At 44.0% G+C, this 26505-nt stretch carries 19 protein-coding genes; 10 read left to right on the forward strand and 9 right to left on the reverse strand.

The genetic code is table 11. From position 1 onward, the window contains the following. The 5 genes from QT998_RS23570 to QT998_RS23590 form a co-directional block, all read right to left on the reverse strand. Positions 1-1151: tetratricopeptide repeat protein (locus QT998_RS23570; RefSeq protein WP_333089776.1), on the reverse strand; the 1151-nt coding region annotated here is incomplete at its 3' end. After that, positions 1144-5232: a tetratricopeptide repeat protein gene (locus tag QT998_RS23575; protein WP_333118054.1), complete on the reverse strand. Its 4089-nt coding sequence runs from the start codon at positions 5230-5232 to the stop codon at positions 1144-1146. The genes QT998_RS23575 and QT998_RS23570, both read right to left, overlap by 8 nt. A gap of 24 nt (positions 5233-5256) precedes the next feature. Then, positions 5257-8073: a tetratricopeptide repeat protein gene (locus tag QT998_RS23580; protein WP_333118056.1), complete on the reverse strand. Its 2817-nt coding sequence runs from the start codon at positions 8071-8073 to the stop codon at positions 5257-5259. A gap of 270 nt (positions 8074-8343) precedes the next feature. Continuing rightward, positions 8344-9195 (reverse strand): calcium-binding protein, encoded by an 852-nt coding sequence (locus QT998_RS23585; RefSeq protein ID WP_333118058.1) that lies wholly within the window; start codon positions 9193-9195, stop codon positions 8344-8346. A gap of 1220 nt (positions 9196-10415) precedes the next feature. After that, on the reverse strand, positions 10416-10604 hold the full coding sequence (locus QT998_RS23590) for a hypothetical protein (protein ID WP_194071117.1): 189 nt from the start codon (positions 10602-10604) through the stop codon (positions 10416-10418). Between the two features lie 1531 nt (positions 10605-12135). Here QT998_RS23590 and QT998_RS23595 point away from each other — a divergent pair. After that, positions 12136-12333, forward strand: coding sequence for a hypothetical protein (locus QT998_RS23595; RefSeq protein ID WP_333089770.1), 198 nt, complete (start codon positions 12136-12138; stop codon positions 12331-12333). Between the two features lie 749 nt (positions 12334-13082). After that, positions 13083-13283: a hypothetical protein gene (locus QT998_RS23600; protein ID WP_333089769.1), complete on the forward strand. Its 201-nt coding sequence runs from the start codon at positions 13083-13085 to the stop codon at positions 13281-13283. A gap of 279 nt (positions 13284-13562) precedes the next feature. On the opposite strand, the gene QT998_RS23605 is transcribed toward QT998_RS23600, so the two are convergent. Next, complete coding sequence (locus QT998_RS23605; RefSeq protein ID WP_333089768.1) at positions 13563-14312, reverse strand: pentapeptide repeat-containing protein; 750 nt, start codon at positions 14310-14312, stop codon at positions 13563-13565. 54 nt (positions 14313-14366) lie between these two features. Between QT998_RS23605 and QT998_RS23610 the strand changes: the two genes are divergently transcribed. After that, positions 14367-14879 (forward strand): phosphoribosyltransferase, encoded by a 513-nt coding sequence (locus QT998_RS23610; protein ID WP_333118063.1) that lies wholly within the window; start codon positions 14367-14369, stop codon positions 14877-14879. 12 nt (positions 14880-14891) lie between these two features. Here QT998_RS23610 and QT998_RS23615 read toward each other — a convergent pair whose 3' ends face one another. Beyond that, positions 14892-15566: a Uma2 family endonuclease gene (locus QT998_RS23615; RefSeq protein ID WP_333118065.1), complete on the reverse strand. Its 675-nt coding sequence runs from the start codon at positions 15564-15566 to the stop codon at positions 14892-14894. A gap of 299 nt (positions 15567-15865) precedes the next feature. Then, the gene (gene dxr, locus QT998_RS23620) at positions 15866-17056 is read right to left on the reverse strand and encodes a 1-deoxy-D-xylulose-5-phosphate reductoisomerase (protein WP_333089763.1); all 1191 of its coding nucleotides are present in this window, start codon (positions 17054-17056) and stop codon (positions 15866-15868) included. A gap of 127 nt (positions 17057-17183) precedes the next feature. Between dxr and QT998_RS23625 the strand changes: the two genes are divergently transcribed. From QT998_RS23625 to QT998_RS23635, 3 genes are all read left to right on the forward strand, one after another. Beyond that, on the forward strand, positions 17184-18749 hold the full coding sequence (locus QT998_RS23625; RefSeq protein ID WP_333118098.1) for a DUF2079 domain-containing protein: 1566 nt from the start codon (positions 17184-17186) through the stop codon (positions 18747-18749). Between the two features lie 9 nt (positions 18750-18758). Then, on the forward strand, positions 18759-20330 hold the full coding sequence (locus tag QT998_RS23630) for a DUF2079 domain-containing protein (RefSeq protein ID WP_333118067.1): 1572 nt from the start codon (positions 18759-18761) through the stop codon (positions 20328-20330). A gap of 108 nt (positions 20331-20438) precedes the next feature. Beyond that, positions 20439-21875 (forward strand): DUF2079 domain-containing protein, encoded by a 1437-nt coding sequence (locus QT998_RS23635; RefSeq protein ID WP_333118069.1) that lies wholly within the window; start codon positions 20439-20441, stop codon positions 21873-21875. A gap of 173 nt (positions 21876-22048) precedes the next feature. Here the strand turns inward: QT998_RS23635 and cas6 are convergent, their stop codons facing one another. Beyond that, positions 22049-23173, reverse strand: coding sequence for a CRISPR-associated endoribonuclease Cas6 (cas6, locus tag QT998_RS23640; protein WP_333118071.1), 1125 nt, complete (start codon positions 23171-23173; stop codon positions 22049-22051). 301 nt (positions 23174-23474) lie between these two features. Here cas6 and QT998_RS23645 point away from each other — a divergent pair, with 301 nt between their 5' ends. From QT998_RS23645 to lptB, 4 genes are all read left to right on the forward strand, one after another. Continuing rightward, the gene (locus QT998_RS23645; RefSeq protein ID WP_194012549.1) at positions 23475-23837 is read left to right on the forward strand and encodes a ferredoxin-thioredoxin reductase catalytic domain-containing protein; all 363 of its coding nucleotides are present in this window, start codon (positions 23475-23477) and stop codon (positions 23835-23837) included. A 144-nt stretch (positions 23838-23981) separates the two neighbouring features. Further along, positions 23982-24392, forward strand: a complete 411-nt coding sequence (locus QT998_RS23650) for a DUF309 domain-containing protein (RefSeq protein ID WP_333118073.1) — start codon at positions 23982-23984, stop codon at positions 24390-24392. Positions 24393-24765: 373 nt separating this feature from the next. Beyond that, the gene (locus QT998_RS23655; protein ID WP_333089750.1) at positions 24766-25242 is read left to right on the forward strand and encodes an LptA/OstA family protein; all 477 of its coding nucleotides are present in this window, start codon (positions 24766-24768) and stop codon (positions 25240-25242) included. 456 nt (positions 25243-25698) lie between these two features. After that, entirely contained in the window at positions 25699-26427 is a 729-nt protein-coding gene (gene lptB, locus QT998_RS23660; RefSeq protein WP_194068639.1) for an LPS export ABC transporter ATP-binding protein, read from the forward strand. Positions 26428-26505 lie beyond the last annotated feature (78 nt).

Raw genomic sequence — 26505 nt, forward strand, 5'->3', positions numbered from 1 at the left:
ATCTTGCCTGTATCTGTATCTTGTGGAACAGGCATCTTGCCTGTATCTGTATCTTGTGGAACAGGCATCTTGCCTGTATCTGTATCTTGTGGAACAGGCATCTTGCCTGTCCTCTTACTGATAATAGATGCCAAACTTTGTTTGTAACTAACAGTTTGATAGCAACGAATCGCCTCAGCAATTTTGCCTTGCCTAGTCAAAACTTCCCCCAAATTCAAATAAGGCCAAAAAGGCTCCGGTTGAGCTTCCAGAACTTCGCGGCACAACTTCTCAACTTCATCCAGCTTGTTTTGCTCAACCAAAACTTCCCATAAATTGTAATAAAACCACCAAGGATTATCGGGATTTATTTGGATTGCTTGCAAAAATGTCGCAGCCGCTTCCTCCCCATATTTTTGCTGGCTCAAAACAGCACCCAAATTGTAATAAGACCAGCAATCATCGGGTTTTTGGGCGACTTGGGCGCGGGCGGAGGCTAAAGTGCTAACGTACTTTTCTTGCTGCTGCAACAACTCCTCTAATTCCGCTGACAGTTCTGCACAACTCGGAGCGGATGTCAAGAGAAGTTGGTAAAAAATAATTGCGTTTTTTGGGCGATCGTACTTTCCTAAATTTTTTCCTAACTGCAAATAAAACTTCCAATTTTCCGGTGTAACTTGCAATTGACATTTTTCTAACACCGACTGTAAATCAGACTCTGTTTGTCCGAGAACAAATCCCAACTTATCGTAAATTCCCGGCAAATTTCCGTCAATTTCCACAGCTTTCAAATACGCAGCAATAGCTTCATCCCACTGTTTGAGTTTAGTTAAAGCATCGCCCAAATTGCAAAAAGACCAAGCAAAATCCGAGTTGAGAGCAATCTCGCAGAGGTAAGCCGCAGCAGCCTCTTCCCATCGCCGAAGTTTCAGCAAAGCATCGCCCAGATTGTGATAAGACCAAGAAAAATCAGGATTTAACTCAACAGCTTTTTTGTACGCGCAGACAGCATCCTCCCATTGTTCGAGTTTCAGCAAAACATCGCCCAAACTGTGATAAGACCACGAAAAATCCGGGTTTAACTCAACAGCTTGTTTGTAAGCAGCAACAGCCTCATCAAACCGACCGCTTTCTTGCAGGGAATTACCCAAATTATGGTACTCATTATTCATGCAAAACTCCTGCAAAATTCATTAACTTTTCCAGCGAGTTCAAATCCAACTGCATATTTTGATGTATGGGATTTTTAGTTATTCCATCATCAAACAAATCCCCAATTAAATAGTAATGTTCCAACTCGCACAAATTGCTAATAGTCCAATAACAAGTTGGCACATAAATTGGAGAAAAGATCTCAATTACCTTAGTTCCCGGAGAGCAGAAAACTAGATTAGTCAATCCTGCTCCGTGAGGTGCGACAACTACTTTAGCAGCAGCCAGACACGATGCTTGTTCGGCTACCGACATCGTTTCCAGCTTGACACTGCGAAACCCCAATTTTTGTAAGTAATTAACTACTTCTTCTTCGTTGACAATTCGTCGATAGGATGCTTGTTCGCGACTGATATAAATTCGTTCTGAATATTCGGTTTTTAGCGGTACTTTTGGGTTTAAAAATGACTGTTTGAGATATTCACACTTCCATTTTGAGGTTCCAGATCCATCTTCACAAATTGACGGAACTATTAACTTATCGGCTGTTACATGAAAGGAACAGTGACTTTCTATAATTTTATCTTGAGGGATTCCTAAAGTATTTAGAGTTTCTGTTTTATAAGTATAATCGCCAGCATTCACAACAAATTTATCTACACTCTCTATTAACCCGCTCCGCTGCAAAAGCTCAAACCGGGTAATGACATCAAACATCCAATGAAAATAAGCGGCTCCTCCCCAGCGAGCCGACAAAAAAGCAACAGTTCCATCTATATGCTCCGCAGGAGGTAATTTGTCGGAAGTTACTATTAATTCAGGAGAACCAGTTGAAACATCGACAACAAGTTTATTATCTGAAGTAATTGCCACACTATTAATGACATCGGCCCAAGCTCGTCCGTTTGGCAGTATGGCAACGAAAGCTTTTTTGATATAAAATTTATTGGGCGAGAATATGTGATTATTGTGGGTTGTTTTGGAAGCTGATAAATTGATTTGAGCGGCTGGATAGATGTCAATGCAGGTGATGTTCGGATTTGACTCTGCGGCGACTATCAAATCCTCTGTAAAATTACAGTATTTTTGCAGAACAGTTAATGGTAAGATTTGATGCCTGCATTTTGCCCGATCGCTCTCATCGACTTCTCCTTGTTGTTCCAAAGCATACCCTATATTATCGTAAGCTTCAAACAAATCGGGTTGAATTTGCAGGGCTTGAACTAAATTAGTGATTGCAGGTTCCCACTGCTGTTTAGCAATTAAACTCAAACCCAATCCTTCGTAACACCAACAAGATTTTGGATCGAGATTTATGCCTTTTTCGTAAATGGCGATCGCCCTTTCCAATTCCCCTTGATTCCGCAGCGCATCGCCCAACTTTTTGTACAGCCAACTCTCATTGGGTTCTAGCTCAGCAGCACGGCCAAAAGCCACCGCTGCTTCCGGCCAATTTTCTTGTTTTTCTAGAACTTCGCCCAAACTATTGTACAGCCAACAATCATCGGGATTTAATTCAATAGCTTTGCGGTAAGCCGCCGTCGCCTCTTCCCAATTTTCCAGCGCCACCAAAGCCTTACCTAATCTCTCGTAAGACCAACAAAAATCGGGATTCAGTTCAACTAACTTGTGGTAAGCCGCCGCCGCGTCTTCCCACTCAGAAAGCTCCATCAGCGCATCGCCTAAATTATTGTAACTCCAACAAAAATCGGGATTTAATTCAATCGCTTTGTGGTAAGCAGCAGCGGCTTCGCTGTATTGCTCGATCGCCTGTAAAGTTTCCCCCAGAAAGTGGTAAGCCCAAGTAAAATTAGGGTTAAGCGCGATCGCCATTCGGTAAGCGGCCCCAGCTTCCTCAAACAAATCTTTTGCTTGCAAAGCTTTACCCAACTTGTGGTGAGTCAAGTAATTCTCAGACTTAATTTTGATAGCTGTTTGATAGCGGGCGATCGCCTCATCCAAATAACCCGCATTTGCCGCCATATCCCCCAAATTTTCCCAACCCAGAGACAACAGAGTTTGCTCTTCGCCCAATTTTTGATTGTCAGTTTTTTTGACCATCAGTTGATAGCCTTTGTGTACTACTTCTAACTGAGTTGCAAACATCTCCAAAAAAACATCGATTCCAATTTTAGTATCTTGCTCCGGGCTATCGGGAAAAGTAAACTCGTAATCGTCAAAAATCATCAATCCGCCAACTTTCACTAACCTCCAAGATAAAATCGCATCTTGCAAAGCGCTGGTGGGTTTGTGACAGCCGTCAACATAAGCAATATCGTAAAATTCCGAAGTTAAATTAATTAACAGATCTTGAGAGTAACCTTCTAATTCAATTACTTTCTCGGCAACTCCTGTTTGAGCAATATTACCCTTAAAATGTTGCTGAAAATACAAATCAATACAAGTAATTTTTGCCGTCGGATCAGTTAAAATATTATCCAGCAGCCAGCAAGCCGACATTCCCTGAAAACTGCCGATTTCCACAACTTGAAAATCTGCAATTCCGGTAAACTGCTGCAAATGCCGTTTCCAAATAGGAATATTGTGGGTAAACCAATCTTGGGTAAATTGATAATTTTTCGCCGCACATTCCGGCCAACCTCTCAATTCACTGGCTTTTTGGTGGCAAATAATTGCTTCGGCCAATTCCCCTAATTGTGGTAGAATATTGCCTAAATCATTGTAAGCCTTAGAGTTGCTCGGATCGATTGCGATTTGGTGGCGGTAAGCAGCGATTTCTGCGTATAATTCCTGTTGTTTCGCCCGCACTTCCTGAAGTTTGGCGACAACTTCCGCAGCATTGGGATCGATTTTGATGGCCATGCTATAAAATACGATCGCACCTTCCAACTGCTTCTGTTTCGCTAAACTGTTGCCTAAATTTATAAAAAATTCCGCTCCATCTAACTCAATTCCCAGCAATCTGTGGTAAATTTTCCCGCTAGCAAGTTGTTCAATATCTTGACAGTAAACTGTGATTGTGCTATCTAAATCAGATTCGCTGCGCTGCCGCAAAACATATCCCAATCTCTGATTAATTCCCGTCAAATTGGGTTCGAGTTGAATGGCGTGGAGGTAAGCGCTAACAGCTTCATCCCAGGATTTTTCGCAGGTTAAAGCAATTCCCAAATTGCAGTAAAACCAAGGAATATCTGGATTGATAGCAATCGCTTGGCGGTAACAACTAATAGCTTCTTCCCACTGTTGTTTTTGAGCCAAAGCTTCGCCTAAAGAATTGTGCGCCCAATAGAAATTATCATTAATTTCCAGAGTCTGACGGTAACATTTAATTGCTTCATCAAACTCGCGTTTCTGCGCCCAAACATTGCCCAAACCAAGGTAAGCACGGGCGTAATTCGGATTGATTTCGAGGCTTTTGCGGTAACAGGCGATCGCCCGATCGCATTCTCCTCGCTCTGCCCAAGTTTTACCCAAACTGTGGTAAGATTCAAAAGAATCTGGATTGATGGCAATGGCTTGTCGGTAATTGGCGATCGCCTCATCCCACCGCTTCTGACCTACCAGCATTTCCCCCAAATTGTGATAAGCTGTTGCCAGTTGCGGGTTTAACTCAATTGCCCGCGAATAACTTTCGATCGCTTGTGGAAAATTGCCCAATTCAACTAAACTATTTCCCAGGGTAACGTACTCGTCAGCAGTTGCCCAATTCGGCTCGATTTTAAAAGCTTGATACCAACACTCAGTCGCCTTTTCTCGCTTCTCCAACTGCGTCCAAACTTTCGCTAACTGTCGGTAAGCAGCAGCAAAATTGGGTGCTAGGGCGATCGCTTTTTCACAACTGGCGATCGCCTTTTGCCACTGTTTTTGTTGAGAATGCAAAATGCCTAAATTAGCGTAAACTTCCGGCAAATTTGGATTGCGATCCAGCGCCGATTCATACCACTGCTTAGCTTGTTCAATTTCACCTCGCACCTGCATCACCTTTCCCAGCGTTTGACAAGCAACAGCCAAATTCGGTTCAATTTTCAGCGCCGACTCGCAAGCAGCAATCGCCTCATTCAATCTTCCTTCAGCTAAATGAATTTCTGCTTGCCGATTCAAATCAACCGCTGCTTTTTCCATCTTCTCAATCGAGGGCATAATTAAACTTACTCCAAATGCCAGCTAACCCAAACCAACCACTTCAACCATCTTTTTGAGCGAACTCAAGTTCACCAAAATATCTTCAGTCAGCGAATTTTGATACATTAACTGTCTAATAGGATAGCATTCAAAAGCCTCGCCAGCCAAGTAATAATGATTTAACTTCAAATGTTGACTAATTCCCCAGTAATAATGGCTGATATAGTGAGGCGACACCAACTCAATTACTTTAGTTCCCTGCCGACAAAAAATCGTATTAGTTAAGCCGCTACCGTGGGCGGCAACTATCACATCAGCAGCCTCAAAATGAGCAATTTGTTCTACCAAAGACATCGATTCAGGGAAGATAGAAACAAAGCCATATTGTTCCAAAATCTCAACCACATTTTCCTCGTTCAAAACTCGGCGATACCTTGCTTTGTGACGGCTGATATAAATGCGTTTTGGATAACTCGAACCTGGGATAATTTTCGTGAGAAACTCCCGCCTCAAAAAATCCATCGCCCACCCAGGCGGCCAGCCCAAATATCCCGCAAAAGAAGGTACAATTAACTCTGTTGCTTGAATGTGAGGCAGGCGATCGCTCTCCAAAACCTTTTCCTCGGGAATGCCCAGAATTTCGAGACTTTCCCGCTGAAATTGGTGCTGGCAACTGTTCACCAAAAACCAATCAATCTCTGCCAAATCCCTACCGCTTTGCCGCAGCAATTCAATTCGCGGCAAAACGTCCACCATCCAGTGAAAATAGACATTTCCTGACAAACCAGAAAGCACCGCTACGCTGCCATCGATTTGTTTTAAATGCGGAAAAGATTCTAAGTCAAAAACGCTGTGTTTTCTAACATCATGCTTGTCGCATCCCGGCAACAAATCAGGATAATCTCTCGACACATCAGCCAACAAATAATTATCGGGAGTAATGACAGCGATCGCCTTGGAAATCAGCCAATAATTTTGCTGGGGCACAATCCAAACTCGCCCGTGGGGAATCTGTGCCACAAAAGTTTTTGGCGCATCTACAGGTATCGGTTTCGAGTTAGACAAACGGCAAACTCCCCAACCGAGATGCACCGGATCGAACCACTTAGAAATTCGCTGCAGACACAGCCCGCAAGTCAAACCGCCACAATCGGAATTTGCTAATTGGGAATGAACAATTGGTAATTGGGAATTAGCCAGATCTTCGGCGTTTGCTGTCTGGGCTTCCCAAACTATTTCTACATAATTCCCAGCATCCAATTTGGCATTAACCAACCAATCCCAAGTCGATAGATAAATACCGTGAGGAAGTGCGATCGCATTTGTTGCTATTGCCAGAGAGTTCCCTGTTTGCGATAGTTGCGTATACCCGCAGCTTTGCAATTCTAAAACTTTTTGATAATAGTCGATCGCCCGTTGCCAGCGCCCCTGTTTTTCCAGGACTTTTGCCAACTCTACATAAACCTGCGGTAGAGCTGGTTGAACCGTCAAAGCCATGTGGTAAACTGCAATGGCCGCATTCAGCCGTTTTTGCTGTACCAAGCAATTGCCCAGCCGCCAGTAAAGTTCTGGATTTTTCGGATTAATTTGCAAAGCTTTTTGATAATAAGTGGCGGCAGATTCAGCGCCGCCGTACTCTGTTAAAGCGTTGCCCAAATGCAGGTAAATTGCTGCTAAATTATCGCAAATTTCAGCAATTGGTAATTGGGAATCGGGAATCGGTAATCGGGAATCGGTAATTAATCTTCCTTCTTCCTTCTTCCCTCGGACTTCTTCCTTCTTCCCTCGGACTTCTTCCTTCTTCCCTCGGACTTCTTCCTTCTTCCTTCCCATCAATGCTGCGAGAAATCGATCGCACGCAGCGATCGCCCTTGACAACTCATCATCCTCTACAGCAGCAGTTTGCCGGATTTCTCCCAAACGGCAGTAAGCCTCAACAAAATCAGGCTTCAGAGCTATCGCCTGCCGAAAATAAGGCATGGCTTCGGCAATTTGACCCAAAACCATCAAAGAAAATCCGGCATCCGTACAGCCCGAAATATGTTGGGGATTTAGTTCGATTACCCGATCGAAACAAGCAACCGCCGCCGAATGTTCCCCCTGCAATTGCCAAGCTTTCCCCAGATTGTAGTGGGCTAAAACCATGTCGGGTTCCAACTCAATAGCTTTGAGGTAAGATGCGATCGCCCGATCGGGATTTTTGCCCTGCAACGCTTGACCCAAATTATTGTGCAGCGTCGCCCAATCCGGCTTAATCTGCATCGCTTGTTGATAAATCTCGATCGCCTCAGCATGGCGATCGTCCTTCAGCAAAATCACGCCCAAATTGCTGTAAGCTTCCACATAATCCGGCTGTTTGGCAATCGTCTGACGGTAGGTATCAATGGCCGCAGCAAGCTGATTATTTTCATCTAAAACCACAGCCAGATTGTAGTAAGCAAGTAGATAATTGGGTTGAAGGGCGATCGCCTTTCGGTAACAGTCGATCGCGCCCAACAAATTACCCTGCTTGTGAAAAATATTTCCCAAGTTATAATGAACTTCCGCCCAATCTGGCTTCAACTCCAGAGTTTTGCGGTAATGAAAAGCCGCCTCATCCAACCAGCAATACTCGTTGTAAAGTTGACCCAAATAAGCATGAGCCAGAACAAACTGGGGCGAAATTTCCAAAGCTTGCACAAAAGCATCTCTTGCCGCCGTCGGGTCTCCGCTCGCTTCGAGAATTTCGCCTAAAGTTGTGTAAGCTAGCGGCGAAAATGGCTGTAGTTCGATCGCCTGATGGCAAATATCGATCGCCTCAGTTAACTTCCCCTGCTTCAAATAAACTTGGGCTTGACGGATGTATGCTTCAGTGCTCATTGCTTCTGGGCAGTTGCGGTTTTTCCCCGCTTCAGGAAAACTTATAAATTATGATTTGAAAGTTTGTATATATTTTAGGCGATCGGGCGATCGATTAATTTCATCAATAACTGGCGATCGATTTTTTTTTAACAGTCCCTACTTCAATTCCAGAATTGAAACCTCACCCCGCTGGTAGCAGAGTGAGGTTGAAATCCTTTAAAACACGATCGGCAGTTGTAAGAACAGCCCCAGATGTTATCCAGTGCTGCCCCACAACTGCCAGTTGTTTTAGAACAGTTCTAAGTTGTTCGAGGTAATTGTCAGGCCAGTTTGCAACTGAGCAATAGTTAGCACTCCGCCGGTACCGTTGAAGTACAACATACCGTTTTGCGGGTCGTAAACTAACTTGTTCGCAGTTCCAGGGCTGTTGGCGTTGAAGTTAGAAACCACGATAAACTCGCTGGAATCCAAGCCTGTGCCCAAAGCACCCAACACACCGCCTGACTTCAATACGATCTTATCTTCGGCTGGAATAAAGTCAGTGATCGTGTCTACGCCGAAGTCGCCGCCAAAACCAGCGAAGTAGAAGGTGTCGCTGCCGGCACCGCCAGTCAAGACATCGCTACCTCTGTCGCCAGAGATAAAGTCATTCCCAGCACCGCCATCTACTGTATCGTTGCCTTTACCGCCGTAGAGGCTGTCGCTGCCGTCGCCACCGCTAACGATATCGCTGCCCTGGCCGCCAAAGACTGTATCGTTGCCACTTCCGCCGAGTACGGTGTCGTTGCCTTGGTCGCCAGAAACCAAGTCATTGCCGTCGCCACCGGTAACGGCGTCATTTCCTTTACCGCCAAAGATCCGGTCGTCGCCAGTGCCGCCATCGACCGCATCGTTACCGGTGCCTGTAAAGATAGCGTCGTTGCCACTGCCGCCGCCGATACTGTCATTGCCGCCACCGGAAATAATGATGTCGTCACCACCGCCACCAGCAACGACATCATTGCCGCCAAAAGTCAGAATGATATCGGCTTGTGGGGTGCCGTTCAACCTGTTATCGGTTTGAGCGCCGATAATGTTAGAACCACCACCACTTGTCGGGTTAGAAGTTACTGGCGTTGTTGGATTAGTTACCTGTGTCATTTACACTCCTCCTAAAAGATGAATCATTTTTCTACAATACACTTTTCCCTCCAAAGGGATTCAATAAATGAAACCGGACATCGGTTGAGACCCTAATTGACCCGGCTGCTATAAGCTGTCATGTAATTTAATTTGTCAGCAGGGAGCCCCGGAGCGCGAGTACAATCCTTTATTCGTATAGCAGCAAATATCGGTTTTTTCCTGCTTTGGACTCTCCACTCCACAACTCCCTCCTCTAACACGAAAATATTCCACTTAAACGTTTGTGAGTTTACCATACCTAGCTCGGGTGCGGCTAGTCATTTTTAAAACATTAGTCTGCAAATACACGCTGACCATTTTTAATGGGAGTATGCTCTCAAGATTGAGAATTTGCACCGCAGTCCTTGGCAACTGTCGATCGCCCTGCTACTCCTGTTCGTGCCCGTTCGGGCAGAACAGGAGTTGCAATGTTTTAGTATACTCTCGTTGACCTGACTTTTGAGTTCCCCCAATAGTTCCCAAAAAATCAAAAAAATTTTTAGCGAGTATTCCCAGGCAGCCCAAGCTTGGGGTCGCTTTTGGTCAAAATTGCGCCCCAACACAGTCCTTGAGGGACTTTTGTGGCTCATCACCCCAGTTTTTATCTAATAAAATCGGTGATTTCGGCAATCGAGTTGCGATTAAGGGCCGCACACTAAGCTGTTGCTCATATAGATTGTGTATGGCGATTGAGGGGGAGAGGGGGAGAAGGGGAGAGGGGGAGAGAATTTGACGATTTTTGATTGTCATCAAAATATACAATTTAAATGCACAACAGCTTAGAGTTAAGACGTTTGGTCAAAGGTGAGAATAATCTGCTGCCGAGCTTAACATTAGTTTCACTAAAAAAATGCAACCGATCGAGCCTAGGTTCCCAACCCGCTGGCACAGGAAGTCACCACCAATCGCCGATCGCAAATGGGATTAGTTGTCTTCGGTTGGCGACACAATGCCAAACAGATTTATCTGCAAAGGGGGAGTATGGGACTGTTAAAAGTGAAACTACACCCTCAGCCTCCTGCATTCAGTTGACAGTTGACAATTGATAGATAAGTTTTTCTGATAATTATATTTAACAATTTAAATTAATCAAATTAATTATTAAGTAATAAAATTCTGGCTAATTGTTAACTTCGAGGAGTACGCCCGCAATTAGAAATTTCGAGGGAATTTGATTGAGCATTCATAGACAAGCTGTACTATTGAGACGATTTGTGTGCTTCTAGTTGCTGAGTTGAGCCGTTAGAATAGCTCTGGTTGTCGTAGCTGTAAATGTGAGGGTCGCTCTCTAAAATATAACCTATCGAAGTAGCTGCATAGTAGCTCAGGGCTAGCAGCGACACTAGATTAAGAATTCGATAAACTGGCTTTTCAGACATTTCTTTCATTTTAAGTCCTATGGTTTGTGTAAATAGCAAAGTTGGCTACAGTGACGGCACGTTTTTTTGAGAAGTTCCCGCCAATACAGCACCCGATCTAAAATCAGAACGCTGGCCTACTCAAATCCTGATGTCCGATCGCCTACAACAAATTTTGCCTATTGGGCAAACAGTTTTTATTGCTATTTCATATTGCACTCTCCCCCTTGCATTGTCTATCTAACTGCGGTAAGACTTCGACGATTTGGGCGTTCTAGAACTCTACAATTGTCTCTGAAAAGCTGCTACATTTAAAAAAAAAATAGCTGCTAAAGCTTGCAGCGCAAAGACTGTAGCGGTTTTTGTCCTGCGCGAATTTTTCAAGATTCCACCAATGGCGTGCGGCGGCCGAAAGCCAGAAAAACTATGCAGTTAGTGAGCGATCGCTCAAATAAATATGTCTTAAGTTATACTCAGACCAGCAACAGACCGTGTTACATTGCATATCAAGCTTGAGTATTTCCGGCTTTATAGTAAACAGCATTTTTTTGTTTAAGTGCTGTCGCGCTCGCTCCCGTGCGAGGGAAGACGCTACCTCCCTACACATCTATAAACCAAGCCCGTGCGATCGCGCTACAGCTCGCAAGTCGTAAAAAATACTTTTTGGATTCGGACAGAGATGCTCCCTGATACTGTCAGGAACCTCAGCCATGACAGCATGAGGCTTGTCAGAGTAATCTGGTGACAAAAAAGCAAGATTAAAATAGTAGAATGCAGAATTTGAGAGCGGTCAAAAAATATTGACCTTGTAGATGCACATGGTTATGGAAAAACATGATGAAGATGCGATCGCTGCCACGAGCGATGTAGGGGGGATAAGTTATGACGAAACACCCGACAGCGTTTGAGTCAGTTACTTCTACAACTTATTAGAACAATTACTCGGATTTAACTGCAACGACAGACTTTTTGCTGGTAATTTGCAAAAGGGATAGGGGCAGCACAACAGGCCAAATCAGAGGGCCGATTACTAAGGCTATCCAAGAGATTAAGTCAGTTTTTGATGTCGCACTATCGTTCCAAAAACTTTTGAACCAAACAATAAAAACGATTAAGGCAATCGCAAAGTAGCCAATAACGATCATTGTTTTACCTCTTAGTCTATAAGATGGGCTCGAATTATTGATCATTATTATATCTCAGGGTGCGGTTTGCCGATCGCCAATTTTCCCCGACCCTGCAACTGTCGATCGCCCAAACTTTCACAGATATCAGACTCCACGCCCCAAGATGTCGCCTTCAACACGCACTTTGGCGACAGCCAGCGGCGCTCAAAGCCTTGCTCTCATGAGTTTTTGACGTTTCGTCACACTTTGAGAGCAGCCCGGAAATGACCCCAAAGGCGATCGACTATCTCGTTCTTCGGTGATTTAACTCACCTATACTCCCAGACTTCGATCGCAAGTATAGTTCAGAACGATCGCACAGCTTAGCTGACGGCAATCACCCTACTGTCATCTCAAACACTGCATATTAGAACAGTCAAGATAAACGAAATTTCATGCAAGCTCTGACTTTACAATCCGATCGGGCGATCGCTGAACTATTCTATCAAGTAACCTATTCAGGCAATCTGACTCGCACTCAAAGCCACAAACTGCTTTCGTTCTGCCAAAGCGCTCTGAACCAAGATGACCGAGATGCAGTCAACCGCCTGCTTTACGCCATCCGCCGCGGATGGATCGGAATTTCGGATTAATCCCCTCAGAAATATCGCCTTTCTCAAAAAAATGAGGAGTCAGTCGATTTTAGATTTTAGATTGGGGAATTGGGGAATTTGGAGATTGGGGAATTGAGGGAGCAATACCTCATATGAGAGCTCGCACTGCTATACTTTCTATCCTCTACAGCTTTTAACCTTATTAAAAAAAAATTGTGGTGCGATCGTTGCAGTCGAACCCGGTTTCTTAAAAAAGCCGGGATTTTTGATCCGAAGCAGTCAACAGTTAACATTCCTTAACCAAAGCCACGGAAAAATCCTCCACCACTGCACCCGTTCAACAGCAAACACTAAACAGCTTGTCATTTGACCGAAAGACTTACGCCAACAGGATTAGCAGCGAGAGAAATTAATTTTTCCTTTCCCCTAGGATGGGGAGTCTTTAAACCCATTTTGTCCGGTAAAACTTTTACGTTTTATTAAGTCGATTTATTAAGTCGATCGATTTAGTTCGCAGACCTTCGTAGTCTATTATGAGATAAATATTAATTTATTTGTAGTAATCTCTTAACAAAAGCTACAGATTTCGGAATTACCAAAAGCCAGAAATCTTGACAGAGTTGGTGTTTCGAGTTTCTATCTATATCTAGGAAAATACGATACCTAACTTTGGCTGACACAAATCACAAATCAAGGCCGAATGGATCACATTAACTCGCCTATTTGAATCACATAAAACTTTGGAAAATTAGTCAATACTACTAAAAGCGAGTTCAAAAAAAAACACAATGATGACCCAAACGCTTTTAACTCAATCTAGTATTGCAGAGCTAGTCTTTCAGGTATATCACTCGGGTTTGTTGACTCCCACTCACCGACTTCAGCTCCAAACAGCGCTGTTAAACGACCGTCTTACCGAAGAAGATCAAACAGCCATCAACCGCTTGCTCCACGCCGTTCGGCGGGGCTGGCTGAAAGTCGTAGACTAAACTCAAGTACAAAATTTTTTGCATATTCTGTGGAAATGCACAGTCAATCGATTTTAGTAGATTTTAGATTTAAGATTTAGTCAACAGATGAATCTGGAGATTGAACGGTAATCTAAAATTTTTGCCTCTCCACTCAGGATGGTACGCGGTACGGTAACAGTTGAAAAACGCATTCACCTAAAAACAGAATTAAATCCCCTCAATAAAATTAGGATTTAAACTAAAGGTAGGGTGCGCCACCAGCACCCCGAGGTTTAAAGTTCTATTTTGCCCGTTTATTTACTCAGAAATTTTGCCATCAGGCATCATCGCTTCTCTCAGATTCGCCTCGTTTAAATTTGTCCCGCGCAAACAAGCTTGATGCAGGTTTGCTCCCCGGAGATTTGCTCCCTTAAGGGAAACTCCGCTCAAATCAGCTAGATGAAGATTCGCACAGCTCAAGTTAGCTCCGTTCAAATTGGCTCCCTTCAAATCCGCTTTTTCGAGATTGGCTTCGGTCAAATTTGCCCAACTCAAATTTGCTTGAGTCAGCTTAGCATGGCTGAGATCAGCTTGTGTAAAGTTGGTGTCGGTTAAATTTGCTTTGCTGAGGTTGATGTGGCAAAGTTTTACTTCTGTCAAGTTGGCACCTTGCAAGTTAACGTTCACTGCATAAACTTGCATCAAGATTGCCCGCTGAAGGTTGGCCTCTCTCATGTCTGCACCTCTGAGACTCGCCCCGGTTAAATCTGCCCCGCCGAGTACCGCACTCCGCAAGATGGCTCCGCTTAAGTTGGCTCCCACCGCCTCGCATTCGCCGAAATTAGCCGACATGAGGTTGGCTTGGGAGAGGTTGGCTTGGCTGATATTTGCTTGATACAGATTGGCTCTGTAAAGGATGATGCCGATCGCATTTATACCTTTTAAATCAGCTTGACTCAAGTCAATATCGCGCAAATTTGTCCTTGACATATTCGCCCCCCTCAGGTCTATTTTGTGAAAAACCCGTTCTCCGGCTGCATACCGTCTGAGAAGTTCGTCTGCATTCATGTCATTTCCCCCAAAATATTTAATAATATCTTTGATATTTCAATCATATTAGGCATGAGCGACCTTTACATTTCTTGGTCTGAGTATCATCGGACAATTGAGGATTTGGCTGTAAAAATTGATGAATCTCAGTGGAAATTCGATCGCATTGTGTGTCTCGCGAGGGGGGGGCTGCGGGTGGGCGATATTCTGTCGCGGATTTTCGACAAACCTCTGGCGATTTTAGCGGCCTCGTCCTACGGTGGGGCGGAGGGAAAAGTCCGGCGGGCGATCGAGTTTGCGCCTAATTTGACAATGGTGGGCGATAATTTGGGCAGCCGCCTCCTGCTAGTTGACGATTTGGTGGATTCGGGAATTAGTTTGGATCAAGGTATCCTTTGGCTGCAAAACCGCTACGGCGAGGATATTCAGGAAATTCGGACTGCTGTACTTTGGTACAAGGCTTGTTCTGTGGCGAAGCCGGATTATTATGTAGATTATTTGGCTGACAATCCTTGGATTCACCAACCTTTTGAAATGTACGAAAAAATGAGTGCCGCTGATTTTGTGGCGAAAGTCAAAAATTAGCAAAACCCGCCGCTACGAGTCTTTGGTTGGTAGTTGATCTTTTACCCAAGCTCTAAATGCTCTGAGTGTCGGGCTTCTGCCTTCAGTTTTGCTGCGATCGACATATTGAGGAATTACATCAATAATGGGAAAGTCGAGGAAATTTGGGCTGCTATCAGACTCAATATATTTTCCGTCTTGGAGCAGATAGATTTTCAGGATTCGCCCGTCATATCTCCAAAGTTCCGGCACTTTCAAAGCTTGATAGCTGCTCAAACTGGTTTGTGAGGAGTTGTCAATCTCGATCGCCAAATCGGGAGGCGGATCTACTGTTAAATCTATTCTCTCCTTACCTCTGATAGCAGCTTCATGCTGAATGTAGAAACAATCGTCAGGTTCTACGCCGCTCTGCATCTCTTTGTTTTTGAAGGTAGTAGAACCTAAAACATCACAATCAATATTAACCTCTTCCAGAAGTAACTTAACCAAGTCACCAATCAATGATTTAGCTTTTTCATGTTTTGGTAGTGGCATCCTAATTTCTAGTGTTTCTTTGTAATAAGTAAGTCGAAGTGCATAACCTTCCCCTAACTCGTCTAGGATAGCTTCGTACATTTCCCAGCTAATATTTTGTAACTTTATTTTATTGCCGGGTGGGATAATTAGTTGATTTAGCTCAAATACTGTTGGTTTGGTTTCTGTTTGCATCGGTTGCTTCCATGAATGGGAGTCATAGCTCTATTTTATCAAGGGATTCAAGAATCGATCGGGCAAAAGTTTGATTTGGTTTTGCCCGATCTTTGGCACTTTTTGGAATAGTCCGCAATTGCGTTTACCCACAAGTCCGCCAGGGGTTTTCAACCCCTGTCTCATAGCTGAAGTCCTCTAAAAGAGGACTGGATATCTATTAATGAAGGTTTGACAGTCGGTTTTAACCGACTTTAGCTATGAGACGGGGAATTTATTCCCCGGCGGGCTTGTGGGTAATTGCAAGTCTGCTGATACAATTAGCGAATTGAAAGAATCCGATCGCCCAATTCGACGCTTCCAGCCAAAACTTCCAGCCGCGCCCACTGATCCGCTGCCAAAATATCCTCTAAACCAGGACTTTCACAGTTATCAGCTTGGTGTTTGTCGCACACCTGCTCAATCAACTTCGGTATATCCAAAAATGTAATCTTTTCGTCCAAAAATAGCGCTACCGCCTGTTCGTTCGCCGCATTCAGCACCGCAGGCATGGAGCCGCCCGCACGTCCTGCTGCATAGGCTAACTGCATACAAGGATACTTTTTGTGGTCTGGTTCTCGGAAAGTTAAATCACCAGATTTTACCAAATCCAGCCGCGGCCAATCGGTAGGAATTCGCTCCGGCCAAGACAAAGCGTAAAGCAGCGGCAAGCGCATATCCGGCCAGCCTAATTGCGCCAAAACCGACGTATCTTGCAGTTCAATTAACGAGTGAATTATGCTCTGGGGATGGATGACAATATCAATGTCTTCATAATCCATGCCGAACAAGTAATGAGCTTCAATTACTTCTAATCCTTTGTTCATCAAAGTAGCAGAATCAATGGTGATTTTCTGCCCCATCGACCAATTCGGATGTTTCAAGGCATCGGCGACTGTTACTCCGGCTAATTTGTCGATCGGCAAATCTCGAAAAGAACCGCCGGAAGCTGTAAGAATAATCCGGCGCAACCCTCCCGCCGGTAAGCCTTGCAAGCACTGAAAAATTGCCGAATGTTCCGAATCGGCCGGCAATACTTTAACACCGTATTTTTCGATTAAGGGGTTGACAACGGGGCCGCCGGCGATTAAGGTTTCTTTATTTGCTAAGGCGATATCTTTGCCTGCTTCTATAGCCGCAATTGTTGGCAGCAAACCCGCACAGCCAACTATGCCGGTGACTACGGCTTCAGCGTCGCCGTATTTGGCAACTTCGACAACGCCTGACTCCCCAGCAAGTAAAATAGGTTGAGGGTCGATATCTGCGATCGCCTCCTGCAATTCCTGTAATTTATCTTCGTCACAAATCGCGACAATTTCCGGTTTAAACTGGCGAATTTGCTGCGCCAGCAATGTTACATTTCGTCCTGCTGTTAACCCGACAATCCGAAATTGTTCGGGGTATTGAGCTACAATATCCAGAGTCTGAGTGCCGATGGAGCCTGTGGAGCCGAGAAGAGTTATTGCTTTCACAATTTTTTAAGGTTTTGTGGATTATTCTAATATTACGATTGCGGGAACTAAAATTAGCGGTTAACTATTGCGCGGCAAGCACATTCGATGGCATCATATTTTGACCGATCAGCTAGTGCCAGATTTCATGGAGAATAGGGAAAATTTTGTTGATGACAGTGAGGACATCAGTGTCTCGATCGCCGAAAATATAGAAGAAGGTCGATCGCAGCCAGCGTCGAGTCTGGTTTGGGCGATCGGCACCGCTGCGGCAATTTTCTTTTTTTGTAGCAGTTTGCGGCACGCTTTATTCCAATCAACAGCTTTCGATTTAGGAATTTTTGACCAAGCAATTTACTTGATCTCCCAAAACCAAACACCTTTTTCTTCTTTGATGGAGATGCACATTTTGGGAGATCACGCAGCGGTAATCTATTATCCGCTAGCTTTGCTCTACAAAATTTACCCAGACGTGCATTGGCTGCTGTTGGTACAAGCAGTTGCTTTATCCCTGGGGGCGTGGCCTAGCTGGAGTTTAGCGCGTTTAGGCGGTTTAAATCAAGAACAATCTAGGGCGATCGCAATTATTTATTTACTCTATCCGGTAGTATTCAACATCAATTTATTTGATTTTCACCCGGAAGTAATCGCTTTACCCGCAATTTTAGCAGCAATTTTGGCAGCGCGTTTAAATAAAATCCTGTGGTTTTGTACCGCAATTCTGTTAGTTTTGAGTTGCAAGGCTGTTTTATCCCTAACTATTGCTGCTATGGGGTTATGGCTGTTTTTTTGCGAAAAAAAACAACGGTTTGGGGCGATCGCACTTTTACTAGGCGTAGCATGGTTTTTGATTGCTTCCCAGAAAATTATCCCCTACTTTAGCGGTAGCGAAGTCGCCGGAGTCGGGCGCTACAGCTATTTAGGAAAATCCGTAATAGAAATAATCATCAACCTTTTATTAAAGCCACAATTAATCTTAGGAAGAATCCTTTCCATCGATACAATAAAATACTTATTCATCCTGATATTACCAGTGATTTGGCTGCTACTGCCATTTCCCCGCCCAAACAACCTCAAATATTTAACAGCCCTAATTCCTGCCATCCCTACCCTAATTATCAATATCCTCTCTGACTTGTCATTTCAACGCAGCTTAGCCTATCAATATTCATTACCGATAATTCCATTTTTAATAATAGCAGTTATCGCCAAACAATCCAGCCGCAAAAACACCCAATTAAAAATAAACCCCCAAATATTTTCACCTCCCAAAACAGCGAATTTACCATTTATAAAAATACCAATACCGCAACTGTGGCTGGGCATTCAATTGCCGAAGCAAATGATAATTTGGTCATTAATAATATTCTTAATTTTCGGACAATATAAAGATTTTTTCCTGTATCTAAATAGACTAGATACCTGGCAAGCCACAAGGGAAGCAATCGCACAAGTTAAACCCCAAAGCAGCATTTTAACAGATAACAGACTTGCCCCTCACTTCGCGCACCGCCCAATCGTAAAATTGCTTTCACAAATTTCACCCCAAACAAACTTAGCTGAATTTGAATACATATTATTCAACCTGCGCCATCCTTGGCCCGACACTGAAAAAATTGGAAATACCTTAGCCAATCAACTAAAAAATGCTCCCAATTTTAAATTAACTTATCAAAAAAACGACGTTATACTATTTAAACGCATCCCAGGTTAACCCAACAGAATGCTAACTTTAAAATCCACAAAATTCCATCCAGTATTTTTAATGATTGTCGTGACAACGATAATCTTATTTATCGCCAGCAGCGCGCGGCACGCATTATTTCATTCAACAGCATTCGACTTAGCAATTTTTGACCAAGCAATTTATTTGATCTCTCAAAATCAAACGCCATTTTCCTCATTAATGGCCATCAATATTTTAGGCGATCACGTAGCGTTTATTTTCTATCCGCTAGCTTTACTTTATAAAATATATCCCGATGTTCACTGGCTGTTATTCGTGCAAGCCGTTTCCTTAGCTGTAGGTGCTTTGCCTTGCTGGAGTTTAGCACGTCAAGCGGGATTAAACGAATCAAAGGCGATCGCCATTGCAGCAGTTTACCTGCTTTATCCCGCAGTATTTAACGTCAATTTGTTTGACTTCCACCCCGAAGTAATTGCTGTGCCGGCAATCTTAGCAGCAATCTTAGCAGCCAGACTCGATAAAATCCTGTGGTTTTGTGCCGCCACAGTATTAATTTTAAGCTGCAAAGCCCTATTATCTTTAACCGTCGTGATGATGGGTGTTTGGCTGTTTTTCTTTGAAAAAAAGAGCAGGTGCGGACTCATCGCTATATTTCTCGGCGCGGCTTGGTTTTTGATAGCAACTCAAGCAATAGTACCGTATTTTAATCAAGGAAAACAGCACGCAGGTGTGGGGCGATATCACTATTTAGGAAACTCGGTTTTTGAAATAGTTGTTAATTTAGCGCTGAAACCTAGCTTAGTAGCCAATCGACTGATTTCAGTAGAGACTTTGGGATATTTGATTTTGTTATTTTTGCCCGCACTCTGGTGGATTTCTCCTCGGCATCTTTCGCCCTTAATTGGTGCTTCGCCGATGCTATTGATGAATATTCTTTCCGATATTGACGCGCAGAGAGATTTGATTCACCAATATGTTGTGCCGATATTTCCATTTTTATTAATTGCTATAATTGATACGCTAGCAGACAGACAAAAAAGAGGAAGTAATTTCTGGAAAAATGTAATTAATTATCTGTGGAATCATCACAACTGGATGCCGCAAATCTGGACAAAAGTATCGCAGCGTATTTCGATTACATCTGTTAAACGTATCTGGAAGCACCGGATTTGGGTTCGCCAAAGCGGGAAAAGTGGCAAATTGCTATTTACTAACTCTTTGCTGTCAAAATTATTAATTTTGTGGTCGCTGTTAACTTTTTTAGCCTTGGCTAAGTACGGCTATTTTGGAACAATTTATTTAGAGTCTCTCGATACTTGGCAAGCTACGCGACAGGCAATTAACAGAGTGGAAACAAAAGGCAATGTGTTAACAGATAATTCCCTAGCAACTCATCTCGCTCACCGAAAAACAATTAAATTGCTGCATCAAGTTGCCAACGGACAAAGTTTGAATGAATTTGAGTATGTACTGTTAAATTTGCGCCATCCTTGGCCGGATACTGCCGATACTGCTGCGAGTGTCGCGGCTCAACTTAAAAATTCTCCTAACTTTAAGATAACCTATCATGAAAATGATGTATTTTTGTTTCAAAAAATCACCAATTAGTAAACTTATTGCAATAATTATTCATCGCTCAAAACCAACCGCAAATTTAAGGCAGAGAAACAGAGAGAAACGCAGATAATTTTAAGATAATTTGGGAATGAATACAATATGAACAATTTTAAGCATCTAAAATACGAGCCTGTAATTTGGTCGATCGCCCTTTTTGTGCTAATATTTTTACTATGCAGCAGTGTACGCCACGCCCTGTTTGAATCCAACGCCTTTGAACTAGGAATTTACGACCAAGTAGCGTATCTAATCAGTCAGGGACAAACGCCGTTTTCCTCATTTCTCGAAATTCACCACATGGGAAATCACGCCGCTTTGGTGATGTATCCCGTGGCTTTGCTTTACAAAATATATCCCGACGTTCATTGGCTGTTGCTAGTCCAAGCAGTTGTTCTAGCATTGGGTGCTTTGCCAGTCTGGAGTTTGGCCATTCAAGCCGGATTAAATAATAGCATATCTCGGGCGATCGCCTGTATTTACCTCCTCTATCCATTAGTCTTCAATGTCAACCTCTTCGACTTCCACCCAGAAGTAATTGCCCTACCCGCACTGCTAGCAGCAATCCTAGCCGCCAGACTCAATAAAACCCTGTGGTTTTGTGCTGCTATCGTCTTAGTTTTGAGCTGCAAAGCCGTGTTATCTTTAACTGTAGCTGCGATGGGACTGTGGCTGTTGTGTTTCGACAAAAAACGCAATTGTGGACTCATAGCTCTATTTTTAGGTGTCGGTTGGTTCCTGATAACTACTCAGGCTGTGATACCGTATTTCAATCTGGGAAGAGAACACGCAGGAGTCGGGCGATATCAATATTTGGGACATTCAGTTTTAGAAATTGCAGTTAACTTAATATTGAAACCAAATCTCATTTTAGGGCGTTTGTTCTCCCTTGATACTTTTGAATATTTAACCTTATTAGTATTGCCTGTAATTTGGTGGATTTCCCCGCGCTCTTTGACACCTTTAATTAGCGCTGTGCCGATGTTGGCGATGAATATTCTTTCGGATATCCCCGCCCAGCGAGATTTGGTTCATCAATATTCTATTCCGATATTGCCCTTTTTGTTAGTTGCCGTAATTTCCAGTTTAGCAGATAGAAATCAGTATCAAGGAAAGATAATATTTGATAGATTACCACTTCCTAATTATCCATTGCCGAAAATCATTGTAATTTGGTCATTAATCGCTTTTTTAGCTTTAGCGAAATACGGCTATTTTTGGACTATTTATTTAGATTCCCTCGACACTTTACCAGCTACCAAAGAAGCAATTACTTTCATCAACACAAAAGGCAGCGTTTTAACAACTTCTCACGTAGCTCCCCACTTAACGCACCGCCCCGTGGTAAAGTTAACTGAGGCTAAGACACCTCCTACAAGCCTCGCAGAATTTGATTATGTCTTGCTGAATCTGAGGTATCCCGGCTGGATGAGCGATCGAGCTTTTGTACAAAACTTAGTAACTCAACTCGCCAACAATCCCCAATTTAAACTCAAATATCAGCGGGATTACATATATTTATTTACTAAAAGTCAGTAGTCAGTTGGCAGTTGGCAGTTGGCAGTTGGCAGTTGGCAGTTGGCAGTTGGCAGTTGGCAGTTGGCAGTTGGCAGTTGGCAGTAGTTAACAGTCAACAGTCAACAGTCAACAGCTAACAATTCCCAATTCCCAATTCCCAATTCCCAATTCCCAATGCCCAATGCCCAATTACTTTAATCCTCCACTTTCAAAGCCCTTCTTGCCAACTTCACGTAAGTTTTCACAGTTTCATAGGGCATTTCCAAATCAGCAGCAATATCAAACAAAGATTCTCCCAATTCCCGGCGCGCCAAAATCGTCGCCCAAGTTTCCGCAATCTCAGCAGCCCGAGTCCCGCCTTTACGCTTTCTGATCTCCATAAACTTCTCTGTCAATTCATCTATTCGCGCCGCCAAAATACTTTGTATCGACACTTCTGTCACCGATTCTGTCAGCCATTGCGTCCGCGTTTGTCCCAAACCAAAAGTTGTTTTGTGCCCCGTGCCGCAGTAAGGTGCTAACCGCCCCAAAGCATAAAATAATTGTACAAAATCAGGGCGATTTTGGCCCGATCGCCCGATCGCAAATTCCACAGCCCCAGTAAACCCCGTCACCATGCCTTTTTTGCCCGCCGCCACCTTCTGCGACTCCAACTTGTGGCGACTAATAATTACATTTTCATCAATCCAATTCATAAATTCGGCTTGGTCAAAAATTACCCCAGAAAAGTTATTCCAGCGGCGTAAATAACTATGAAAAACATTTTCAGGAACCGGGAGAGGGAAGTGATGACCTTTGCTGTGAAAGCTTGTTGGAGTTACAAAACTAAGTTTTACGTTGCGCGATAATGGTGGTGCTGCTATTAGTAATTGCTGGTAAGTTGTGGGAGCAAAAGCAATTTTCCAAGAGCGAATGAGTAGCGGAGCATTTCGCAAATCTATCTCTTCGGGCAAATTTTGCAGCCACTGACTCAGCCACTGCACTACTCGCTTTGAAAGTCCTGTGACGTACCAGCGATAAATACGATCGCCCGCAAGCTGAAATTCTTTGCCACTAGCGGCTAAATCACCTTCCAATCCCGAAATCGTAAAGGCTTTTTCTGACTGATCGTCGTGCAACAGCAGCGATAAATCCGGGTCAGTTTCCTGTACTTGATGCAAAAACCAAGCGTGCAAACCTATGGCATATTGCGCGTACAGAGAGCTAGCAGCGCGGGGAGTCAATTCAAACACTAATCCGACTAACTCGGTGTCAGCGGGCCAAATCAGCGCAGCAGAAGCAGATTTTTTGCGGGGGGTGGGGTCGGGGGAAGTTGCCATGAGATGCCAGAAACAGGGACAGCGCTGTGATATTCTATCTTGTTTGTATCCCCTTTGGGGGATGTTTTTTTCAGGGCTGGCGATCGGTCAAATCTTTGGGAGGCTCCAAAAACCGGGTCATGGCCCTGTTTCCCCAACCGTCCGGGATGCGTAAAAAATCCTTACAAAATCCACAACCTAAAACTCAATTTTTGTCAAGGTTTCCTCTTGGTAAGTAAACAGAAATATACAAGTGTTTAAAATCACATTCTGCGATACAATTGTTAAAAGCTCGTAGCATCCTCAACTCCGATCCTGAACTATGAACACAACAGAAAAATCTAAACTCTCCAACGAAAAAACCTTGGAGGCAATGAAGAATTTCTCCGAAACCTACGCCAAGCGCACCGGAACTTACTTTTGTTCCGAGCCTTCTGTCACTGCTGTCGTCATAGAAGGACTAGCAAAGCACAAAGATGAACTAGGTGCTCCCCTATGCCCTTGTCGCCATTACGAAGATAAAGAAGCCGAAGTAAAAGCCGCCTACTGGAACTGTCCTTGCATTCCCATGCGCGAGCGCAAAGAGTGTCATTGTATGTTATTTCTGACGCCAGATAACGACTTTGCTGGAACTAATCAGGAAATTGGCATGGATCAGATTCAAGCTGTCAGAGAAACTATGTAATCGGTTAAGTAGGCGGTCGTAAATTGATAGCAGTTTTGACAACAGGTCGTAATTTTTCCTATTTTTAAGACTTAGCTATTCACAAAACCGATCGCCGCCTACTCAAACACGAATCCTGAATCAAAAAATCCCAATCTCCAATCAATGACAGAGGAAATGCCGATTGAGTTTTGGCAAAGTATCGAACAGTTTAACAGCCAAGACTTTTACGCTTGTCACGATACTTTAGAGGCTTTGTGGATGGAAGCGGGCGAGCCGGAAAAAAAGTTTTATCAGGGAATTTTGCAAATTGCTGTAGGGCTTTATCACTTAAGCAATCAAAACTGGCGCGGTGCAGTAATCTTGCTCGGAGAAGGTATAAATCGGCTCAGTTATTATCAGCCGATTTATGCTGAAATTGCTGTTGAAGATTTGCTCCGACAAAGCGCTAAACTATTGAGCACTTTGCAGCAAGCCGGCCCGGAAGCAGTAGCTAATTTTTTACCGTTGTTCGCAGGTACAGAAGTTGCAGGCTTGCAATTGCCGTACATTGTGAAACATCAGACGCAGGGTTGACACTTCTTTAAATGCTCTGCGTACATCTGCTTTGCATCTGCGGTTGACTATCAATCCAAGATTTATGCAACAAGTTTATTGACTAAAAGTCATACCAAGGACTGAAGTCCGAACGATAAAACCGCAGCCAGAGGACAGAAGCCCTCTCGATAGAACTCTAAATCAGCCAAACACCTCGTGAAAATGGCTATTGTCTTGCTAGGATAATTGGTTGATGCTTTCGGGCAGGTCGATCGACCTGACGAGAATATTTCTGGCCGTTAAGATAAAATACCTAACTAAATCGGGTGTGGTGGATTTAATCTCCATAGAGACAAATCAGGGGTTGGAAAAGGCCCTTCAGCAATTTCACATATTTTGAGGCTTGCAAGCTATGATGCCCTCCGCTAAACTACTTAATTCGCGCATATTCAAAGGATTGTCGCTGCTGTTGCCCCTGACTCTGGCCGGCGCGATTGTCTCTCCCACCTATTCCCAAACCGCGCAGCCCCGAACCCTTTCCGTGCGATCGGACATTCAAGAAGCCGACTCCAAAACCGGCATCGTGACAGCCCGCGGCAACGTCCAAATCAACTATCCAGCCCGCCAAATCCAAGCAACAGCAGCTCAAGCTCAATACTTCAGCCGCGAACGCCGGATCATTCTCAGCGGCGACGTTTACGTATTGCAGCAGGGCAACAGCCTGCGCGGCGAAACCGTGACATACTTGATCGATGAAGGCAGGTTTATTGCCCTCCCAGACAATCCAGGACAGGTAGAATCAGTCTATCTCGTTGCTCCCGAACAAGATGCAGCAGCCCAAAATACGATCGGCCCCAAACCGCCGGCCAGTTCAACAGCACCCAAGTAACAGCCCTCCCCATAGCAGCAAAATTTATCACCAAAAACACCAATTGTTGCATAGCTACTTCGGACAATAATTTTTACCGAAATTCTTGTGGAACGGGCATCCTGCCTGTTCCTGGATCGGAGTTTAAATGCGCGACACCTGAAAGCTGAGAATAAATGCAAAATTTAGTCTTGAAAAAAGTAAAAACCTGAAGATTGTCAAATATCCACTTGAGGGGCGATCGCACCAACCAGCAATCTGAAATTTAACAGGCAAGTAAATCCACCTAATTAAACGTAAAATTAGGTATCGCTCACAGGCTGGCTGTGTACTTATTCTTCCTTCTTTTAACCCTCCGAGCGAAGCCCTTATAGCCTCATGCCTGATGACTGATGACTGATGACTAATGACTGATGACTGATGACTGATGACTGATGACTAATGACTAATGACTTCTAATAATTTGCCTCGGCAAGTATGAAAATTGTACTCGAAAATATTCACAAATCCTACGGAAAACGCAATGTAGTTAGTCGCGTCAACCTTTCCGTAGCCCAAGGAGAAATCGTAGGACTGCTCGGCCCCAACGGTGCCGGCAAAACCACAACATTTTACATAGCAACCGGATTAGAAAAACCCAATCAAGGAACTGTTTGGCTCAACGATTTAGACATCACTAAAATGCCCATGCACAAACGAGCGCATTTGGGAATTGGCTATCTCGCTCAAGAAGCCAGCATTTTTCGCAACATGAGCGTGCGCGACAACATTTTGTTAGTCCTAGAACAAACTCAAGTGCCTCGTGGGGAATGGAAAGATCGAGTCGATTTCCTGTTGGAAGAATTTCGCTTACAAAACATAGCATCCAGTTTGGGAATTCAAGTTTCGGGGGGAGAAAGGCGGCGGACTGAACTGGCGAGAGCACTAGCCGCTGGGCGAGACGGGCCGATGTTCCTATTTTTAGACGAACCGTTTGCAGGCGTAGATCCGATCGCCGTAGATGAAATTCAAACGATAATTGCCAAACTGCGCGATCGTAAAATCGGCATCCTGATCACCGATCACAACGTCCGAGAAACCCTCGAAATTACCGATCGAGCCTACATCATGCGAGACGGTCAAATATTAGCCTCCGGCGCTGAAGAAGAACTCTACAGCAACCCCTTAGTCCGGCAATATTACCTAGGCGACAGCTTCGTGCGGTAGTCTTGTATAGCAACCGCCAAAGGCGCGACAGACAGACTCAGTAGGGGCGGATTCGCCTAGATATCAATAATCCCAGCC

Source organism: Microcoleus sp. S1D4, from assembly GCF_036700765.1.
GTDB lineage: Bacteria > Cyanobacteriota > Cyanobacteriia > Cyanobacteriales > Microcoleaceae > Microcoleus.

Excerpts from the sequence above, each read along its gene's own strand:
- QT998_RS23575 (WP_333118054.1), bottom strand. The coding sequence starts at position 5,232 with ATGCCCTCGATTGAGAAGATGGAAAAAGCAGCGGTTGATTTGAATCGG.
- QT998_RS23580 (WP_333118056.1), bottom strand. The coding sequence starts at position 8,073 with ATGAGCACTGAAGCATACATCCGTCAAGCCCAAGTTTATTTGAAGCAG.
- QT998_RS23585 (WP_333118058.1), bottom strand. The coding sequence starts at position 9,195 with ATGACACAGGTAACTAATCCAACAACGCCAGTAACTTCTAACCCGACA.
- QT998_RS23590 (WP_194071117.1), bottom strand. The coding sequence starts at position 10,604 with ATGAAAGAAATGTCTGAAAAGCCAGTTTATCGAATTCTTAATCTAGTG.
- QT998_RS23595 (WP_333089770.1), top strand. The coding sequence starts at position 12,136 with ATGCAAGCTCTGACTTTACAATCCGATCGGGCGATCGCTGAACTATTC.
- QT998_RS23600 (WP_333089769.1), top strand. The coding sequence starts at position 13,083 with ATGATGACCCAAACGCTTTTAACTCAATCTAGTATTGCAGAGCTAGTC.
- QT998_RS23605 (WP_333089768.1), bottom strand. The coding sequence starts at position 14,312 with ATGAATGCAGACGAACTTCTCAGACGGTATGCAGCCGGAGAACGGGTT.
- QT998_RS23610 (WP_333118063.1), top strand. The coding sequence starts at position 14,367 with ATGAGCGACCTTTACATTTCTTGGTCTGAGTATCATCGGACAATTGAG.
- QT998_RS23615 (WP_333118065.1), bottom strand. The coding sequence starts at position 15,566 with ATGCAAACAGAAACCAAACCAACAGTATTTGAGCTAAATCAACTAATT.
- QT998_RS23625 (WP_333118098.1), top strand. The coding sequence starts at position 17,184 with ATGGAGAATAGGGAAAATTTTGTTGATGACAGTGAGGACATCAGTGTC.
- QT998_RS23630 (WP_333118067.1), top strand. The coding sequence starts at position 18,759 with ATGCTAACTTTAAAATCCACAAAATTCCATCCAGTATTTTTAATGATT.
- QT998_RS23635 (WP_333118069.1), top strand. The coding sequence starts at position 20,439 with ATGAACAATTTTAAGCATCTAAAATACGAGCCTGTAATTTGGTCGATC.
- cas6 (WP_333118071.1), bottom strand. The coding sequence starts at position 23,173 with ATGGCAACTTCCCCCGACCCCACCCCCCGCAAAAAATCTGCTTCTGCT.
- QT998_RS23645 (WP_194012549.1), top strand. The coding sequence starts at position 23,475 with ATGAACACAACAGAAAAATCTAAACTCTCCAACGAAAAAACCTTGGAG.
- QT998_RS23650 (WP_333118073.1), top strand. The coding sequence starts at position 23,982 with ATGACAGAGGAAATGCCGATTGAGTTTTGGCAAAGTATCGAACAGTTT.
- QT998_RS23655 (WP_333089750.1), top strand. The coding sequence starts at position 24,766 with ATGATGCCCTCCGCTAAACTACTTAATTCGCGCATATTCAAAGGATTG.
- lptB (WP_194068639.1), top strand. The coding sequence starts at position 25,699 with ATGAAAATTGTACTCGAAAATATTCACAAATCCTACGGAAAACGCAAT.